General features: G+C 42.9%; 17 protein-coding genes and 1 tRNA gene. 4 read left to right on the top strand and 14 right to left on the bottom strand.

Going from position 1 to position 17,649, the window contains the following annotated elements:
• Window positions 1–23 precede the first annotated feature (23 nt).
• From G5B11_RS13670 to G5B11_RS13655, 4 genes are all read right to left on the bottom strand, one after another.
• A complete protein-coding gene (locus G5B11_RS13670) occupies window positions 24–1,964 on the bottom strand; it encodes a bifunctional DNA primase/helicase (RefSeq protein WP_173728645.1) in 1,941 nt (646 codons plus the stop codon).
• The gene (locus G5B11_RS13665) at window positions 1,954–2,148 is read right to left on the bottom strand and encodes a DNA-binding protein (protein WP_173728643.1); all 195 of its coding nucleotides are present in this window, start codon (window positions 2,146–2,148) and stop codon (window positions 1,954–1,956) included. The genes G5B11_RS13670 and G5B11_RS13665 overlap by 11 nt, the downstream gene beginning before the upstream one ends.
• 48 nt (window positions 2,149–2,196) lie before the next feature.
• Window positions 2,197–2,433 carry a hypothetical protein gene (locus G5B11_RS13660; RefSeq protein WP_173728641.1) on the bottom strand — a complete coding sequence of 79 codons (237 nt, stop codon included), beginning with the start codon at window positions 2,431–2,433 and terminating at the stop codon, window positions 2,197–2,199.
• A 98-nt stretch (window positions 2,434–2,531) separates the two neighbouring features.
• A complete protein-coding gene (locus G5B11_RS13655; RefSeq protein ID WP_173728638.1) occupies window positions 2,532–2,723 on the bottom strand; it encodes a helix-turn-helix domain-containing protein in 192 nt (63 codons plus the stop codon).
• A gap of 156 nt (window positions 2,724–2,879) precedes the next feature.
• Between G5B11_RS13655 and G5B11_RS13650 the strand changes: the two genes are divergently transcribed.
• Both G5B11_RS13650 and G5B11_RS13645 read left to right on the top strand, forming a co-directional pair.
• Window positions 2,880–3,431, top strand: coding sequence for a helix-turn-helix domain-containing protein (locus G5B11_RS13650; RefSeq protein ID WP_173728636.1), 552 nt, complete (start codon window positions 2,880–2,882; stop codon window positions 3,429–3,431).
• Between the two features lie 69 nt (window positions 3,432–3,500).
• A complete protein-coding gene (locus tag G5B11_RS13645; protein ID WP_173728634.1) occupies window positions 3,501–4,583 on the top strand; it encodes a site-specific integrase in 1,083 nt (360 codons plus the stop codon).
• A gap of 76 nt (window positions 4,584–4,659) precedes the next feature.
• Here the strand turns inward: G5B11_RS13645 and G5B11_RS13640 are convergent.
• Window positions 4,660–4,730, bottom strand: a tRNA-Gly gene (locus G5B11_RS13640).
• 169 nt (window positions 4,731–4,899) lie between these two features.
• Here G5B11_RS13640 and G5B11_RS13635 point away from each other — a divergent pair.
• Complete coding sequence (locus G5B11_RS13635) at window positions 4,900–5,979, top strand: acyltransferase family protein (protein ID WP_173728632.1); 1,080 nt, start codon at window positions 4,900–4,902, stop codon at window positions 5,977–5,979.
• 58 nt (window positions 5,980–6,037) lie between these two features.
• Here the strand turns inward: G5B11_RS13635 and malQ are convergent, their stop codons facing one another.
• From malQ to G5B11_RS13615, 4 genes are all read right to left on the bottom strand, one after another.
• Window positions 6,038–7,639, bottom strand: a complete 1,602-nt coding sequence (malQ, locus tag G5B11_RS13630; RefSeq protein ID WP_330603139.1) for a 4-alpha-glucanotransferase — start codon at window positions 7,637–7,639, stop codon at window positions 6,038–6,040.
• A gap of 191 nt (window positions 7,640–7,830) precedes the next feature.
• On the bottom strand, window positions 7,831–8,874 hold the full coding sequence (locus tag G5B11_RS13625) for a DnaJ C-terminal domain-containing protein (RefSeq protein WP_173728627.1): 1,044 nt from the start codon (window positions 8,872–8,874) through the stop codon (window positions 7,831–7,833).
• Window positions 8,875–9,016: 142 nt separating this feature from the next.
• A complete protein-coding gene (locus G5B11_RS13620; protein ID WP_173728625.1) occupies window positions 9,017–10,621 on the bottom strand; it encodes an alpha-amylase family glycosyl hydrolase in 1,605 nt (534 codons plus the stop codon).
• Entirely contained in the window at window positions 10,527–11,513 is a 987-nt protein-coding gene (locus tag G5B11_RS13615; RefSeq protein ID WP_173728623.1) for an AraC family transcriptional regulator, read from the bottom strand. Before G5B11_RS13615 ends, G5B11_RS13620 begins: the two co-directional genes overlap by 95 nt.
• A 212-nt stretch (window positions 11,514–11,725) precedes the next feature.
• Between G5B11_RS13615 and G5B11_RS13610 the strand changes: the two genes are divergently transcribed.
• Window positions 11,726–12,880, top strand: a complete 1,155-nt coding sequence (locus G5B11_RS13610; protein WP_173728605.1) for an MFS transporter — start codon at window positions 11,726–11,728, stop codon at window positions 12,878–12,880.
• On the opposite strand, the gene G5B11_RS13605 is transcribed toward G5B11_RS13610, so the two are convergent.
• The 5 genes from G5B11_RS13605 to G5B11_RS13585 form a co-directional block, all read right to left on the bottom strand.
• Window positions 12,881–13,690, bottom strand: coding sequence for a Cof-type HAD-IIB family hydrolase (locus G5B11_RS13605; RefSeq protein ID WP_158421448.1), 810 nt, complete (start codon window positions 13,688–13,690; stop codon window positions 12,881–12,883). It lies immediately after the preceding gene.
• Between the two features lie 124 nt (window positions 13,691–13,814).
• Complete coding sequence (locus G5B11_RS13600; RefSeq protein ID WP_158421447.1) at window positions 13,815–14,300, bottom strand: cupin domain-containing protein; 486 nt, start codon at window positions 14,298–14,300, stop codon at window positions 13,815–13,817.
• Between the two features lie 58 nt (window positions 14,301–14,358).
• The gene (locus G5B11_RS13595) at window positions 14,359–15,477 is read right to left on the bottom strand and encodes a Gfo/Idh/MocA family protein (protein ID WP_173728603.1); all 1,119 of its coding nucleotides are present in this window, start codon (window positions 15,475–15,477) and stop codon (window positions 14,359–14,361) included.
• Between the two features lie 118 nt (window positions 15,478–15,595).
• A complete protein-coding gene (locus G5B11_RS13590) occupies window positions 15,596–16,450 on the bottom strand; it encodes a YitT family protein (RefSeq protein ID WP_173728601.1) in 855 nt (284 codons plus the stop codon).
• A gap of 106 nt (window positions 16,451–16,556) precedes the next feature.
• Window positions 16,557–17,456: a hypothetical protein gene (locus G5B11_RS13585; RefSeq protein WP_173728599.1), complete on the bottom strand. Its 900-nt coding sequence runs from the start codon at window positions 17,454–17,456 to the stop codon at window positions 16,557–16,559.
• Window positions 17,457–17,649 lie beyond the last annotated feature (193 nt).

Raw genomic sequence — 17,649 nt, 5'->3', positions numbered from 1 at the left:
TGCTACTACATGCTACTTCTTGTTTAGGTAGCATTGGTAGCATTGGTAGCATTGGTAGCATGTGTAGCATTGGTAGCATGTGTAGCATTGGTAGCATGTGTAGTACTAAAATTCCACACCCTCGTTTTTGAATTTCCAGCTACTGGATTAATCCCATCCACCCCCTGAAACAAATCATCATTGTCCCTTATAAATTTACCTATCTTTTTTACATCCTCGTAAATTTCCCAAGATAAGTATTTACTAGCTTCTTTTATTTCTGTTGCGGATCCTTCCCAATGGCCGTTACCCTGTTCAACTAGCTTCTTTATTGTCTCTCTGATAGGATTATTGCAGAATATTGCTAATCTTCTTTGGTTGTTTACGTCTTCTTCTGTTCCAACGTACTCCCACATGAAAGAAGATTTATTGAAGCGTATCTTTAAGCGCTGGCTTTCCATGTCACGGCCTGTTACGTTTAGCGTGCCTTCATCAGAGTAGCGGTCTTTAGTAATGACCCAAGCGCAATCAAGAGCACCCATAACACCGACAGAGCCGGACAATTCGTTGAAAACGTCCCCCGGGTCCTTCATTTTCCTGGTGTGGTGGATCAGCATTAGACCGATCTCGTGACTGTTTGCGATCTTCTTTAAAATCTTGAAGTCGTCATAATCGCGATCATAGCCGGATTGGTTTTTCTTTGCAGGCTGCCGGATCATCTGGAACACATCCACGATAACGAGTTTTATATCTGGATGCTGCTTTAGCTGTTCTTCTATCTGTTCTGTAAAGCCTTCCCCAAGCCTTTTAATCTCATCTTCTGCAGTCAGTATATAAAAATTTCCCGGCCAATTACCACCCGGCAGGATCTGCTTTAAGCGGCTTTTAGGCCTGCGCTTTGTGCTCTCAAGATCCAGGTACAGACAGGAAAATTTATTGCATTGATGATCCAGGAACTTCTTACCAGTGCACACCGCCAGGCAAAGCCCTAAAGCCATGTAACTTTTAAAGTATTTACTGGGTGCGCCTATCATAGATACCCCAATTGGCAGCAGGTTGTCCACGATCCACACCACCGGGGGGACGTCCATTTGCTCCAGATCACGGGCACTGGCAGCAATCAGAGGCTTGAAAAGCTGTTCTGATTCGTCTGCTTTGCTGTTCGCTTTCCCCTGCTTCAAGATCTTCTTTGTATCGTCTCCCTGTATTAGCTTGTCAAAGTCCTGCACTGTGTGTCCGGCCTGGAAGTAGTCCGTAACGTCAGCATGTGGAACATTCGCAACAGGTAAAAGGATTTTTGCTGTTATGCCTGCTTCTTTCATGTCCCGGTAAATGCTGCAGGCGCTGTCCTTGCCCGGTTCGTCATTGTCTGCCAGGATAATGACCCTTGCATCTGTCAGGACTTCCAGAGCGGCTTTATTCCAGTCATTGGCGCTGCCACATGTAAAAGCTGTATAACCATACATCAGCAGCGTGTTGACATCCTTTTCGCCCTCTGCGTAGAATATATATTCATTCCTGCTAACTGCCTCCCGGATCTTAGCGGGTGCGCTGCCAAAAATTGCCTTGTATTCTCTTCTGTTGCGCCCTGCAAGCCCAAACGTGAACCGGTCACCGGATAAAATGCCGAAAACCATATCTTTTCCCTGCATTCTCACTTTTGTATAAGCATATTGGCCAGAAATCGTTGTATAGTTATAATAGGCTTCAATACTCTTTTTCTTTACACTTTCAACGTATTTCATCCAGGGCGGCTTACTGGCCATATCGCCGTAATACAGATCTTTCATCTGCAGGCCTGCAGCTAAAGCAATTTCCTCTGTTTGGCATCCTGCGAAACAGTGCAACAGGATTTTGCCTGATCCGTTATCCTCGATAGAAAGACTCTGCTTTTCGTCATAGTGCGCCGGACACTTACACATTGCTTTATTGCTCCCGGCCATCCGCACGCCCTGGAAATACGGAAGTATCTCCTTAAATGTCATGATTATCCTCTCTGCTGCCATAGCAGCACTTTTCAAAGAAATATGTCCGGTTGATCTTTCCGGATACTGTTATATATCCTTTTGCATCCAGCTGGCTGTTCAGTTCCCGGATAATGCCGTAGGCCTTGCCAACTGATACGCCCATAGATTCAGCTACTTCTTTCGCTGTCAGATATTGTTTCATGTTGCGTTCTCCTTTCTCAACTCGTTCGCTATGCTAAAAACTAGTGGGCTACGTGGGTATTTCCTGCCCTTTCTCTGCTTGTGTGTGGAAATTACCGTTCACAACCTTAAAATCCATTCCAGGGCTGTTTTTGAGCCTTTGAGAGCTATTTCTGTTACGGTGTTGTCCCTCTTCCAGATCATCGCACCGTTTCATAATTTCCTCATGGCGCTTTAAAAATTCCGGATCACCAACTTTCAGCCTGCGTTCCTCTTCCTCAATAAGCTTCTTCATGTCTAACTGCATTTTTTCACCTCCTCTGTTGCTTCCCAAATTTGGGTACCAATTTCTTTTCACCCTAAAGCCACCGCCCCCGGTATGCTTTTACTCCAGTTTACCCCAGTTTATTCCATGATCTCTGTAACATCCACTCCAAGAGCCTTAGCAATACGGCCTAAGGTTTCAGGGCTGCATGATTTCCCGTTTTTGATGTAACCAATGGTTACTCTCGACACCCCCGACATTTCAGCAAGTTCTTTTTGGTTTATGCCATGTTTCATCATTTCTGTAACGAGTTTGATACTGTTAATTCTCATTGTTTCACCTCTTTTCTTGTTAAGATAATAAGCATTTGCTTTATATTTTTGTATAATACAACAGCTTTTGCTTTTTGTCAATACATTTTGTTTAGCTTTTGCTTTACACTATAAAAACCTCTGTGTTATACTGTGCTATAAGGAGGTATTAATTTTATGACAACAGGTGAAAAGATAAAAAATTTTAGACTGATCAATAATTTATCACAAGCTAAACTTGGGTCCATGCTGGGCGTGTCTGCCGTCATGATCTCTCAATATGAAAACGGAAAGCGAAATCCTAAATATGCCATGCTGTGCCGAATTGCTGATTGCCTTAACACGGATGTAAGCGAAATACTCGGTGATGATGTAAATATCATTACCGGGGACGTTGAAAACCCATTTGATGAAACCTATTTACAATACAGGGGCGCCGTTGAAGAATGGGCAAACCTACGGGGGTACGATTATTTAACCCTAAAAGAAAATATTTATATCACAACGGAAGCTGGGCATTACGAATTTACAAAAGATGATATAGAAATGCTCCAAGAGAATATAAACTTTTATTTAGATCAGGAGTTGAAGAAAAAGCGACATAAAATTATAGTCCCATATCGAAAACCAGAATACAGAGCAGACACCGCACCAGATCCAACTTTGGCTCCACCAAATCCACCAGATCCGGCGCCGGTCCCTGCAGATCCGCAACAGAAAAAAGACTGATCAACATATGTTATACTTTTCTTCTTAAAGCCACCGCCCCCGGCAGATCAAGAAAGGAATAACAAAACTATGCCGTCATACTATGATGAAAATTCAAAGAATTGGTACTGTATTTTTTATTTTACGGACTGGACCGGAACACGCAAACAGAAAAAGAAGCGGGGATTTGCCCGCAAGAAAGACGCCCAAGAGTGGGAACGGGACTTTTTAGCCCGTCAGTCTGTCAATCCCGGTATGAAGTTTGCCAGCATGGCAGAACTATATCTGCAGGACAAACAGGAGCACACGAAGCAGATCACCTACCAGACAAAGAAGAACCGCATAGAAAAGTGGATCCTGCCATATTTCCAGGATCAGCAGGTTGATAAGATCACCGCCGCCAATATAAGAGCCTGGCAGGGAGAAATAAAGAACACTCATGGAGCCAATGGCAAACCATTATCACCTGGATACCTGCAGAACATTGTTACAGAGTTATCCGGAATCTTTAATTTTGCGGTCAGATTCTACGGCCTGGCTGTAAACCCTTGTGTTGTTGCGGGGAATACTGTTGGAAAGAAGCAAAAAAGCCTGTCTTTTTGGACAAAGGCAGATTTTGACAAGTTTATAGACACCTTCCAGGCATCAGATGAACGCTATACTGCGTTTATGCTCCTGTATTACACAGGTATGCGCATTGGAGAACTGCAGGCGCTTACCCTGGCAGATCTGGACTTTAAAAAGGGCATGATACACATCAACAAGACTTACCACATAATAGCAGGAAAGCCCGTTATTACGCCCCCAAAGACAGCAAAATCTACCAGGGATATATTTATACCTAAATTCCTTATAGACTGCTTAAAGGGCTATATAGGGCGCCTGTATAAACCGCAACAAGAAGCAAGGCTTTTTGATCTATCACGGTCTGCCTATGCGTCAGCATTAAAGCAGCACACAGAGCAGGCCGGACTAAAGCAGATCCGTGTTCATGATCTAAGGCATTCACACGCCAGCTTATTGATCGAACTTGGTTTTTCTGCCCTCCTGGTATCGGAACGCCTGGGCCATGAAAGCGTATCAACTACACTCAACATATATTCCCACCTGTTCCCATCCAGGCAGAGCGAAGTTGTTGACAAGCTGGAAAGGCTGTACAATGAAGGGAAATAAATATTACCGAACTATTACCGCAAGACATAAAAACACCCCTGAAAGCCTGCTGTTACAAGCGTTCAGGGGTCTGGCAAGCAGATAACGGGAATCGAACCCGCCTCCTCAGCTTGGGAAGCTGATGTTCTACCAATGAACTATATCTGCGAACGGATATATTATAGCACCATCTGCATTTTTTGGCAAGTAGTGACCTTTATTTCTTTCTATGCTATAATCCAGTTGGCTGTGGCTGCAGCAACATAACTTAGTACACTTATTCGCAGAATAATGTGCTGGTTTCAAATTTATAAACGCTTATTTATTGGAGGTTTTTATGTCTTCTTCAAAAAGTCAATCCAATCCGGAATGCCCTGTCTTTTTCAGTAAAAATGTAACATTTGTACTGAAAGGAGCAGGCATCATCCTGATGCTGTTCCATCATCTTTTCAGCTGTTCCGCAGATCTTGTTGAAAAGTATCATGTTTCTTCCAGATTGATCCCTATCGATAAAATAATGACCTTAAGTGCACTAAGCAAAATATGCGTAGCCATCTTTGTCTTTCTGTCAGCATGCGGAATCACCATTTCTCTTCGCCAGAAGCCAAAAGACCAGCAGACAGGTTACGTATGGCATCGCTATAAGAAGCTTGCTTTCGGTTTTCTGATCGTTTACCTTATCAGTATCCTTACCTTTTTCTTAAGAGCGGACCGACTTAGGATTTACTTTAAAGAAGGCGGCTTAAAAGGTATCTTTTATATGATCATCGATGCCTCGGGACTTGCCAGCTTCTTTGGAACACCATCCTATAACGAAACCTGGTGGTACATGTCCGTAGCCATCCTGATGGTCTTTGCCATGCCTTTGCTGATTTCCCTGTATGACCATTTTGGCTTATCCGCTGTAGTTGTGGCTGCCATGTTAACATATTTAGGGATCCCTCTCACTGCATTCACCACTTACCTTTTTACCATGCTCCTTGGGATCATGGCCGCCAGTGAAAATATTTATGGATATCTGTTTTCTCTAAGGGAAAAATTAAAGTCCATTAAATCGGATACTGTATTTTATAGCCTGGCACTGGTTTTTTTTGCATTTTTGTTCCTTGTCATCCTTACTTTCCGTTTTAAATGCGGTCACGAAGATCTTACAGACGGATTGCTGGCGTTAATCCTTTCCGGTATTTTCTTTATTCTTACAGATCTGAAGGGATTCCGTTTTCCGTTTTTATCTTTACTTGGAAAGCATTCCATGAATATGTTTCTTCTGCATACGCTGATTTTTGAATACTATTTCACGGACTTTATTTATTCTTTCCATAACTGGCTGCTGATCACCCTTGTTCTACTCTGTGCATCTCTTGCCATATCTATAGTCATTGATTTCTTTAAATCAAAATATTCGGTTTATCATTAAAAAACAGCTGTTTTTTAAAAAAGGGCTGATGCAAAAATACAGCATCAGCCCTTGACCTTTATTTCTTATTCTTTTCTGTTTCCAGTTTTTCTGCTTCCAGTTCTTCTTCTGTCTTTGTCCAGTTTCTTCTTCCGTATCTGGTAGCCAAATCCAGCATTTCCTTCTGCAGCTTTTTCGTAAACTGTCCCTTTTTCAGACGCCATCTCCAGTTTTTGCCCAAAGTAGATGGCTGATTGATCCTGGCACTGTTATCCAGTCCCAGATAATCCTGCATCGGAATAATGCAAAGATTCGCCACACTTCTCATAACCAGTGTGATCAGATCCTCGCAGATACCTTCGTCTGAATCATGGAAGTTTCTCAAATACTGACGAACCAGTCTTCGCTCTTCCGGAGAAATATCGCGGAACCAGCCTCTCAATGTCTCATTATCATGGGTACCTGTATAAACCACACAGTTTCTGGGATAATTATGTGGAAGATAATCGCTGGCATTTCCTGTATCTCTTGCATCAAATGCAAACTCGATCACTTTCATATTGGGTAATCCGCTGTTCTCTACCAGCTGTTTTACAGTATCTGTCATAAAGCCCAGATCCTCTGCAATAATATCTCTGTCACCAAGTCTGTAAGAAATAGTACGGAAAAGATCCATTCCAGGTCCCTTTTCCCACCAGCCATTTTGTGCGGTCGTATCGCCAAATGGAATTGCATAATACTCATCAAAGCCACGGAAATGGTCGATTCGTACAATGTCATACATATTAAAGCAATGAGCAAGACGTTTCACCCACCAGTCGAACCCTGACTGTCTGTGAACATCCCAGTTATACAGCGGATTGCCCCATAACTGTCCGGTAGCAGAAAAGCCATCGGGAGGACATCCGGCCACCTGTGTAGGCTGATTTTCTTCGTCCAGTTTAAACAGCCACGGACTTGCCCATGTATCAGCACTATCCAGTGCAACATAAATCGGGATATCTCCAATAATACGAATCCCTCTACTATTTGCATATGCCTTTAATTTGCCCCACTGCTCATAGAACTTAAACTGCATATACTCCTGAAATTCAATCTCATAATAAAGCTCTTGTCTGTAATAATCCAACGCATTCTGCCAGCGCAGGCGGATATCCTGTGCCCACTCACTCCACGGTGCACCCTCAAACCTGTCCTTGACAGCCATAAACAGTGCGTAGTCCTTTAACCAATATCCCTGTTCTCTCTGGAATTTCAGAAAATCTTGATTCTTGGTAATATCACTGCGGCCATATGCCTTACGGAGGAGCTTATACCGTCCCTTATACAACTTTTCATAATCAATATCATCTGCTTTATTTCCAAAGTCTACACTATTGCATTCTTTTTCTGTAAGCACACCCTCCTGAATCAGATCTTCCAAACTGATAAAATAAGGATTACCTGCAAAAGTGGAAAAAGACTGATAGGGAGAATCCCCATAGCTGGTCGGACCAAGGGGCAAAATCTGCCAGCAGCACTGTCCTGCTGCCTTCAGTTCATCTACAAAATCATATGCACTCTTTGAAAAACACCCGATTCCGTACTTTGACGGCAGGCTGCTGATTGGAAGCAGTACACCGCACTCTCGTTTATTTATCATGATTACCTCCCTCGAAAATTCTGTAGGACTGTTTCTTATTTCCAGATAAGATATTCCAAATACCTAATACAGCAAATATTAAGTAACCGCCATATTGACTTGCCTTAATTGTCACTGTACTGGTGTCTCCAGACAAAATAAGTGCAGTCCTTATACACCAATGTTAATATTGGCATAAAAAGCACTGCACCGTCAATAATAAACTTTTTAGAAATATGTTATTTTTTCACTCATGCAGAATATCTGGCATTTTCAAATTGGTTCATGCTGTCTTCATATGCTTGCAATCTTGCTTTTGACTCCCTGCTCAGATTCCTTGGAACCTGGATCCTGACCTCTGCATACTGGTCTCCCCGTACAGAGGGATCTTTCATTGATACAATGCCTTTCCCCTTAAGACGGATTTTCGTTCCAGACTGTGTGCCTTCCTTGATCCGGCACATCACATCGCCATACAAAGTATGCACAACTGCTTCTCCACCTAACACAGCGGTAGTGAATGGGATATTCAATATTGTATATAGATCCTGTCCTTTTCTCTCAAAACCGGTCTTAGGCATAACATGGATCTTCAAAATCAGATCTCCAGGCTGGCCGCCACCTGCACCTGGCTGCCCCTTTCCACGAAGCCGGATGCTTTTTCCGGTATCAATACCTGCCGGGATCTTCACCTGCAATGTATGTGTTTTCCCTATACCACTGGCATCCGATAATGAAATCCGTTTCTCACAGCCAAAAGCTGCCTCGTCAAAGCTTACTGTCACATTGGCATTCAGATCAGCACCATCACGGCTGCCTCCAAAACCTCCGAAGCCACCTCTGCCTGTGCCAAATCCCTGATGGAAGCCATCTGATGAGCCGCCGAAACTACTTCCAAAGCCGCCAAATCCATGGGAGCTTCTGTTCCCAAAGCCGCCGAACATATTTTTCAGAATATCATCCATGTCACCACCTTCAAAATGATATTCCTGGTAGCCATCGCCACTCCTGCCGTAATTGCCATGAAATCCGCCAAAACCTTCGGTACCTGCACCGCCTGCACCTTCATCAAAGGCAGCATGGCCATACTGATCATACATTTTTCTTTTTTCAGGATCGCTAAGCACAGAATAAGCCTCTGTGATCTCTTTAAACTTCTGTTCAGCCTGTGGATCCCCTGCATTTGAATCCGGATGATACTTCTTTGCCAGTTTTCTGTATGCTTTCTTAATGGTACTTTCCTGTGCATCTCTGTTGATGCCAAGCACCTGATAATAATCTCTCTTTGTTTCCATAGTCTCACTCCCTGTTCTACCCGTAATATAACACCCGTTTTTTAGTACGTCAAGCATCTTTTATTTATTTCACATAATCTTCACAGTATTTAAGTCGAACGTGCGTGAGACCTGGATTGTCCTCCCACTGATAAAAACTTTTTCACCTAAGGACAGCAATAGAATATGCCGGCATCTGAAGAATCCCTTCCTTTAGTGTGGGAGCAACCTCTTTCCCAACCAGTATATCCTCCAGCGAAATATTCCCCTGTGTTTTCTGATTCAGACTTACTCCTGTAAGATCCACAGCTTCCTGTTCTCCTGAGATATTATATACCAGCAGAATTTCCGAATCATCCAGGCTTTTACGGATAGTACAGATATTGTCTCCGGAAAGATCCTCTTCAAAAATCACTTTTCCCATTTGGATCTCCGGATATTTTTCCCTCAAATGAAGCGCAGCTTTTACATACTGATACACAGAAGCTTCATCCTTTTCCTGATCTTCAAGGCTTCCATATTTCATCTTTACTGTATCCATAGCTTCCGGTCCATTGCACATGCCTTCTGCATTTTTGTCTGTACTCCAGTACATTGGGGCACGGAAATTCTCGTCTTTTCCTGCTCCCTTCATCCCAAGCTCTTCCCCATAGTACAAAAATGCCTGTCCGGACATGGTAAGATTCATGGCCTGAGCGATCTTGGTCTGACTTTCGCTATCTTCTCCGGAATAATATCCTGCACCTCTTGCCATATCGTGATTGGTATAAAATGGTGCATCCACCGGATCCTCCCCGTACTTTTCAAGGGTATTCTGCAAGGTAATCAGCGCCTTTCCATAAGAAGAAGCATTATAGGAGCTCATCTTCTTTACAGTATCTGCAATGATCCCCTCATTACCGGCAAAAGCAAAATCAAAGCAGCTGTCAATCCCGCTGGCATAATATTTCCCGTAGGTATCCATATCTGACCACACTTCTGCTACAATATATGCGTCCGGTTTATTAGTCTTTACCATCTGATTAAACCAGGTTAAAACTTCCACATTTTTATCTGTCATATCGCTGTAATATTCTTTTGCCGCATCCAGACGGAAGCCATCCACCCCCAGTTCCTGCCAGAACTGGACAATCTTTTCAAATTCTTGCCGCACCAATGGATTTCCCAGATTCAGATCCGGCATCTCACTCCAGAATCTGGACTCATAAAACCAGGATGTTCCCTCCAGCTGATTGTATCCTGCCTGATTTTCCCTGGAAAAATTATAATAATCCACATATGGACATTTTTCACTGTCCGGCTCCTGTCCTTCCGGAAGTGACTGTAGATATTCCGATGCCTTCAAAAACCAGGGATGCTTAGAGGAAGAGTGGTTCATCGGCAGATCTATGATCACCTGGATTCCTCTTTCATGACACTTGGAAACCAGGCTTTTAAAATCATCCAGTGTTCCATATTCCGGATCAATGTCCATATAATCCATTACATCGTATTTATGATAGGTAGTGGAAGGCATCACCGGCATAAGCCAGATCATATCACAGCCCAGATCCTCTTGTGTACTTTCGTCTCCATCGTTTATATAGTCCAATTTATGGGACACACCGTTCAAATCACCGATACCATCCCCATTGCTGTCATTAAAGCTATACACAAAAATTTCATAGCAGGTATTACTTGTCCCATCTGCTGCCTGCACAGAATTTCCCATAAACATGGTCTGCATGCAAAGTGCTGCCACCAGTCCCTTGATCCATTTCTTTTTCATTCTCTTTCTCCTTCTTCCTGTATTCTGAGGGTGTTATCCCCATCATCTCACGGAAACTTTTAGCAAAATAACTCATCTCCTGAAATCCACACAGCTCGCCAATATCTGCAATCTTTTTCTCTGTAGTTATCAGCATTTCTGCAGCTCTTTGTACCCGGAACTGCTTCAGATAACGGATAGGTGTTGTCCCAATCGTCTCACGGAAGCACCTGAGGCATTCACTTTCACTGATCATTGCCGCCTGTGCGATCATCCCAATAGTCAGCGGCTCTTCATAATACTGCTGTATATACTGAAGCATAGACTTGATCCGTTCGCCGTTTCTTAATATTTTAGGCGATGGCTCATGACCAGATAGTGGACAATGGTTATACAACAGCAATATCAGTTTGGATAACGCAGCCCTTACCTGAAATTCATATCCCGGATATTCCTGCACCATTGCCTGCCATGCCTCTTCAATGGCAGCGCAGGCATCCTTATGCCATGTCTCTTCACTGTCAAAAATAACCATCTGAAGAGATGTATCTGTAAGTATTGGGTGCAGATATTTCTGCCAGAAAACACTGTCTCTCCCGCCGATCAGCCTTGGATGAAACACAAGGGAATGGAACCTGCAGTTTCCTTTTTCAGCATTCCAGGCACCATGCAGTACACCTGTATTGATGAAAAATCCACAGCTTTCCTTTACCTGAATTTTCCGGGAACCGGCTGCCGAAATTACATTTCCCTCTGACACTACCACAGCCTCCAGTTCTTCATGCCAGTGCCAGGCAACATTTGCCTGTTTCAGATCATCATGATAACAGGCAACAGGAAATACAGAAGATCCATGCTGTGAAAGTTCCTGACCTGTACTATCGATATTCTGGATACATTCCTGGATTGCCATAGATTTTAGTTCCTTTCTGATTCTCTGTGATCATACAATCGTTAGGTATTCGTAACAATTCGGTACCCGCACAGTTACAAAGCAAGCTACATTCCAAGTCATCTCTGGTGATGGATTTTTGGCGATTTTATCATATATTTATGAAGATTATCTTCTACTGTTTCCGATTTTATGATGATATAATCGTATCACAATGATAGGAGGTTGACAATATGATTCATTTATTACTGGCTGTTATTTACTTATCCTTTATCAGCCTTGGCCTTCCGGATTCCCTTCTTGGAGCTGCATGGCCTAAAATGTATCTTGAATTTGGAGTTCCGGTTTCTTCTGCCGGTATTATTTCCATGATCATTTCCATGGGCACCATTATTTCCAGTCTTCAAAGTGACCGGCTTACCAAGAAACTGGGAACCGGCAGGGTTACTGCGATCAGCGTAGGTATCACTGCTGCCGCACTGTTTGTTTTTTCTATCAGTGGTTCCTTCTGGATGCTCTGCCTCTGGGCCATCCCCTATGGACTGGGTGCAGGAAGCGTAGACGCATCCTTAAATAACTATGTTGCGCTTCATTACGCAAGCCGTCATATGAGCTGGCTGCATTGTATGTGGGGACTGGGCACATCCCTTGGTCCTTATATTATGGGATATGTACTTACCGGTGGACAGCGTTGGAACATGGGATACCGTTATATTTCCTGCCTGCAGTTTATGCTGACAGCAATTCTGGTATGCAGTCTTCCTTTATGGAAAAAAGTGGGTGGAAATGCTCAGGTGCAGGAAGAAGCTTCTTCAGAACCACTCCCGCTGAAAAAAATACTGTCTATTTCCGGTGCAAAAGAAGTGATGCTCGCATTCTTCTGTTATTGCGGCATTGAACAGACTGCCATTTTATGGGCAAGCAGCTACCTTGTTTTCCACAGCGGTTTTTCTGCTGAAAAAGCAGCAGGACTTGCAGCGTTGTTCTTTATCGGCATTACTGTAGGGCGTGCTCTTAGCGGTTTTATCACCATGAAGCTGTCCGACCCGCAGATGATCCGTATGGGACAGGCTATTATTCTGGCTGGTATCCTTATCATGCTTCTGCCAGTCGGCTTTGGCTCACAAGCAGGACTGCTGATGATAGGTCTGGGCTGTGCTCCTATTTACCCATGCATCATCCATTCCACACCTGATCATTTTGGAGCAGATAAATCCCAGGCAGTGATCGGTGTACAGATGGCAAGTGCTTATATGGGAAGCCTTCTTATGCCCCCTGTATTCGGACTGATCGCCCAGAACCTGAGTACCTCCCTGCTTCCTATGTTCTTTCTGCTTTTACTGATTCTGATGGTTTTCATGCATGAAAAACTCCTGCGACTGACTTAGTCAGTCCAGGAGCCATTTTTTGATTGCATAAGCGATCCCATCTTCATTATTTGAAAGAGTAACTTTATCTGCTTTATCTTTTACTGCCTCTTCAGCATTCTCCATTGCAATTCCCCATCCTGCAGCTTCTAGCATGGGCATATCATTTTCCGAATCTCCAAATGCAGCAGCATCCTTAATGGAAATTCCAAGGACCTTACAGATATCCTTCAGTCCTTTTCCTTTGTCAATCTGTCTTGGAATGATCTCCAGATAAAAAGCAGCTGTTCTTACAACCGTCAGATCCTCATCCAGATGTGCTGCGATCTGCTGCTGTATCTGAAGAATCTGTTCCGGGTCAACTGCCAGAAGAAGTTTCACAGGAGCAAAGTCCAGAAAATCGGACAGGTTATCAACTTCTGTACAGCTCATCCGGTTGTTTCTGCATTCAAATTCCACTTTATACCCTTTTTCATCGGTAACATAAAACTGCTTCCCATCATCCAGAATCACTGTTACAGGCAAGGTTTCCAGATAACGAAGAAGTGCTTTTGTTTTCTCTTTGTCCATGCTAGTCTCTGACAGAACACTTCCATCCGATGCCAGAATGATCCTGCCTCCATTGTAAGCCATCAGGATTCCCTGATGCGTGTACAGTTCCAGTTCTTCTGCCATTTCATAAAGTCCGGGAACCGGTCTGGCAGATGCGAGCATAAGCCTTACCCCTTTTTCCTGTACCTGCAGAAGTGTATTTTTCGTATCTGATGTGATCTTCTTTTCATCGTTTGTCAATGTGCCATCAATATCAAGCGCCAGTAGCTTTACTTTCATGTTCCTTACCTTTCTGTAATACCTTTGCCTATTTTTATAAGCTGGTGATATTTTTATAAACTGGTGATATTTTTATAACTCCTTGTAACTGTACAGTAATTGCAGGATACTCCCTGCAGTATAGTTACCAATCCTTGACTTCTCCGGTGAGCTTCCGAATATATGCTGCTGCATCCGGATACTTTTTCAAAAGTTCTTCCCGGTTACCATGTTCATACTCTTTCTCAGAATATGCAGGACACATGGTAGTTCCAAGCAGCGCCCATTTTCCCCCTTCTTTCAGGCGTGATCCCTGCCATACGCCCCCTTCAACCACATGCTGGGGTACCTGCCCCTTAAAAAGATCTGTTCCAAGAACTGTAAGCTTTGTACTTCCATCCGGCATAAGTTCACACAATTCCACTGGATCTCCCATATAGAAATGATACACTTCTTCTCCTGTGAGACGATGTAAATGTGAAAAAGAATCCTCTGTCAGAAGATAGTAGATCGCACTTCCCTCTGAAATCCCATGATCTTTTTTCTTACTTTTCCAGGTTTCTTTTACCATGCCGCCTTCCTGTCCCAAAGGCACCATATCTAATAATCTAATCACATCCTGCGCTGTCATATACGCTCCTATTATCCTTGCTTCGTTCTGAATGTTATTACTTTTCACGCTTTTCTATTTATTCTACATTGATCCAGGCGCCGCCAGTTCTGACACTTTCCAACACGCCCTGGCAAATCCTGGCGATTCTTGCTCCCCTGGCAAAATCCGGATAAGTTTCCCCTGGCCTGCCTTCCTGGACGGCCTGGTAAAAAGCCTCAAACATTTGTATAAAGGTTTCTGAAAATCCATTTCCAAAGGCAAAAACCTCCTTCCGGATCCCTTCGCCCTTTCTGGCTGTAAACAACTGATTGTTTTCCTCCTCATTCCACCAGATATTCCCGTCAGTTCCTGTGATCTCCAGGGAAAGATGATTGCCTCTTCCAGGAGATACTTCCGAAAGTACCACACTTCCCAGTGCCTGATTTTCAAATTTCATCTGAATAATGGCTGCATCTTCTGATGTTACTTCTATCTTGTCTCCATCCAAGGAAGCGGATGCCTGCACTTTTCTTCCGGTTTCATCCGCCTTTTCAGAAGCTTTATCTGGATACATCATACCGTCTTTTAAAATCCGGTGAGGCGTATAGCATGCGAATAAGGCAGATACTTCCTTAATCCTCTGTCCTGATATATATTCTGCTATGTCAAACCAGTGGGTTCCGATCTCGGAAACTGCCCGCATTTCTCCTCCGGTTTCCGGATGATATCTCCAGTCATAGGGTGCCGGAAGCGCTCCAAATTCCTGTAAATATGTTCCATGGATCAGGATCGGACGTCCGATCATACCATTCTCCACCATTTCTTTTGCCCTCTGGCATGCCATATGATACCGGACATTTAGTACCATTCCACAGATTTTTCCACTCATTGCGGCCTGTTCTGCAAGATCTTTTGCCTCTGTCTGTGACAGACTCAGCGGTTTTTCACACAATACATGTTTTCCTGCATCTAAAGCAGATTTTACCAGAGTCCCATGTGTAGTCGGCGGTGTGCAGATATGGATCACATCTGCCTCTGATTCCATGATCGCCTCCACTGAAGTTACCCATTTAGGAATCCCCCACTTTTTTGCAAAGGCTTTTGCATGCTCTTCTCTCTGACTCATTACCACATCAACAGACACATTACAGGCACGAAGTGCTTTCATATGTACTTCTGCTGCAAATCCTGTTCCAATGATCCCTGCTTTCATCATCTGCCTCTTTCTTTTACTATCTTATCTACAGCTATCAAGTTGTTACTGTCCACTTTGTTCACAGTATTTTATTGTTTTATAAATCCTCTGTCTTGGCTTTCCCTGTTCCCTTATCCCTTTATTTTTTCGGCTGATAGCGCATGTCCGAAACATTGTACACCGTAACAAAAGCTTTTGGATCCTGATTGTTAATGAAATTCATCAGCTTCTGATATTCTGTCTTATCTACAATAGTAATGATCTCATTCCTTTTCTGCATATTGTAGGCACCTATGGATTCGTAAATAGTAGCTCCACTATGCAGTTCTTCAATAATGAACCTGCGAAGTTCTTCTTCTTTTTTTGTGATAATACATACCCTTCGCTTAATATTGTGGTCAAAAATAAAATGATCCAGCACAAGGCCGTTAAAATAGGTTCCAAGAATACTCAGCACAACCGTTTTCTTATCATATACCAGTGCTGCGGAAAGAGCCACGCACATCCCGGACAGGGACATTGCCTTTCCCAGTTCCATATGAAGGTACTTATTCATAATCTTTGCCACAATATCCAACCCGCCGGAGGATGCATTTCTATTAAAAAGAATACTAAGTCCCACACTGACCACCAGGACATAGGAAAGCACATCCAGTTCCTGGCTGCCGGTCATAGAACCCATATCCGGAAATATCCTCTCAAACAGACCAATAAATACAGGCAGCATAATGCTTGTATAAACCGTTTTTATTCCAAACTCTCTTCCACAAGTGATAAAACCTATGATCAAAAGCACCACATTCAGAACCATAGTAATTGCAGACAAGGGAATTGGTACAAAATTGGACAGCACAATTCCAAGACCTGAAATACTGCTGACTGAAGTATGGCTTGGCACCAGAAAGAAATAAACCGCAGCTGCTATGATAGCTACCGCCCAGGTGAGAACCACCGTTTCTTTTATTATATCTACGTAATTTAATTGCTTTTTCATAATCAGATTCCCGGCTTTCCTCTATTATTCATCCATGAATTGTATCATATCCACACACAAAAGGAAACGTGTAGTGTAATTTTCGTTACTGTTAGTACATTGTTTCTCAAAACAAGTCCAGCATACTGTCCAGATATATTTTTTCCCTGACATGTATCTGATATTCCGGTTTGGTCATGTAATAGAGCAAAAATTCCAATATCAGGGCACTTCCAAGCCCTCTGCCTTCTATCTTAAAATTTGAAAATCCCATTGGAAGATAAATATTTCTAATATCATCGATTCCAATAAATCCCGGATTTTTCATAGCCTTGGAAAATAAATAACCCTTTTCTCCCTCCGGTGCCTTGCAGCGATACTCCGGGCAGTTTTCGCCCAGATTTTTACGGCTGACTGTTTCATAACAGGCTTTTCTGTTCCTGCAGCCGAACCAACAACATTCATTACAGAGAAATTCCACTTTATTCTTCTCAGCCTGGGTCAGTGTGTTTAACTGATCGAAGGTCTTATTTAACCGGAAGTCCAGCACTACATAACAGAAATCTTTTCTCCTGATTTCTTTCTCAAACTGTGTAAAATCCGTCAGAACCTTGGTGGTGGAAGAAACGAAATAGAATCCCGGATAATGCTTTTTAATATATTTCAGAAGCAATTCTGAATAAATGATTACACCATTTTGCGGTTCCGTGTTTTTCTCAAACAATCGGCACAGTGTATTGCATTTCCTATCCAAAAGATGTTCCTGGCGCAGAAGGGAATTGCTGAAGGTCAGCCGGGCAGAAATTCCATATTCCTGCATCAGCTCAAGTACCTCCTTAGGATCATTCTCTCCAAATCCTGTCCTGCCTCCTCCCCAGATACAGTCTGATGGAGCACCATATATAGAACCTATTTCACACCAGTCATAGAAATATTCCCTGTGTTCCCGGAATAATGGCAAAAACATCCGGTACAGTTCATAAAATTCAAACAACCCAGGCAGATGAAAATATGCTTTCTCTTTCATTAATTTTGTTCCTGTTCCTTTACAGATAAAAGCCTTACAACCGTAAACATTCTGATACATTATGTATTACATTTTTTAGAAAAAATTATAACACTGCCCTCTTTTTATGTCCACATTATTTAATCTTGAATAGTCTGCCCTAAAATGAAACTTTAAATTCCACCGCCCGCTTATGCGGTGGAATTTACTCTAA

It is taken from the genome of Blautia glucerasea (assembly GCF_013304385.1).
Taxonomy (GTDB): domain Bacteria; phylum Bacillota; class Clostridia; order Lachnospirales; family Lachnospiraceae; genus Blautia_A; species Blautia_A ammoniilytica.
Note: the sequence above shows the minus strand (reverse complement) of the source record. Positions and strands in the feature narration are given on the sequence as shown.

Coding starts and splice junctions, on each gene's coding strand:
- G5B11_RS13635 (WP_173728632.1), top strand. CDS start 4,900: ATGTCTTCTTCAAAAAGTCAATCCAATCCGGAATGCCCTGTCTTTTTC.
- G5B11_RS13610 (WP_173728605.1), top strand. CDS start 11,726: ATGATTCATTTATTACTGGCTGTTATTTACTTATCCTTTATCAGCCTT.
- G5B11_RS13600 (WP_158421447.1), bottom strand. CDS start 14,300: ATGACAGCGCAGGATGTGATTAGATTATTAGATATGGTGCCTTTGGGA.
- G5B11_RS13595 (WP_173728603.1), bottom strand. CDS start 15,477: ATGATGAAAGCAGGGATCATTGGAACAGGATTTGCAGCAGAAGTACAT.
- G5B11_RS13670 (WP_173728645.1), bottom strand. CDS start 1,964: ATGACATTTAAGGAGATACTTCCGTATTTCCAGGGCGTGCGGATGGCC.
- G5B11_RS13665 (WP_173728643.1), bottom strand. CDS start 2,148: ATGAAACAATATCTGACAGCGAAAGAAGTAGCTGAATCTATGGGCGTA.
- G5B11_RS13605 (WP_158421448.1), bottom strand. CDS start 13,690: ATGAAAGTAAAGCTACTGGCGCTTGATATTGATGGCACATTGACAAAC.
- G5B11_RS13625 (WP_173728627.1), bottom strand. CDS start 8,874: ATGGAAACAAAGAGAGATTATTATCAGGTGCTTGGCATCAACAGAGAT.
- G5B11_RS13660 (WP_173728641.1), bottom strand. CDS start 2,433: ATGCAGTTAGACATGAAGAAGCTTATTGAGGAAGAGGAACGCAGGCTG.
- G5B11_RS13590 (WP_173728601.1), bottom strand. CDS start 16,450: ATGAAAAAGCAATTAAATTACGTAGATATAATAAAAGAAACGGTGGTT.
- G5B11_RS13655 (WP_173728638.1), bottom strand. CDS start 2,723: ATGAGAATTAACAGTATCAAACTCGTTACAGAAATGATGAAACATGGC.
- G5B11_RS13650 (WP_173728636.1), top strand. CDS start 2,880: ATGACAACAGGTGAAAAGATAAAAAATTTTAGACTGATCAATAATTTA.
- G5B11_RS13615 (WP_173728623.1), bottom strand. CDS start 11,513: ATGGCAATCCAGGAATGTATCCAGAATATCGATAGTACAGGTCAGGAA.
- G5B11_RS13620 (WP_173728625.1), bottom strand. CDS start 10,621: ATGAAAAAGAAATGGATCAAGGGACTGGTGGCAGCACTTTGCATGCAG.
- G5B11_RS13645 (WP_173728634.1), top strand. CDS start 3,501: ATGCCGTCATACTATGATGAAAATTCAAAGAATTGGTACTGTATTTTT.
- G5B11_RS13585 (WP_173728599.1), bottom strand. CDS start 17,456: ATGAAAGAGAAAGCATATTTTCATCTGCCTGGGTTGTTTGAATTTTAT.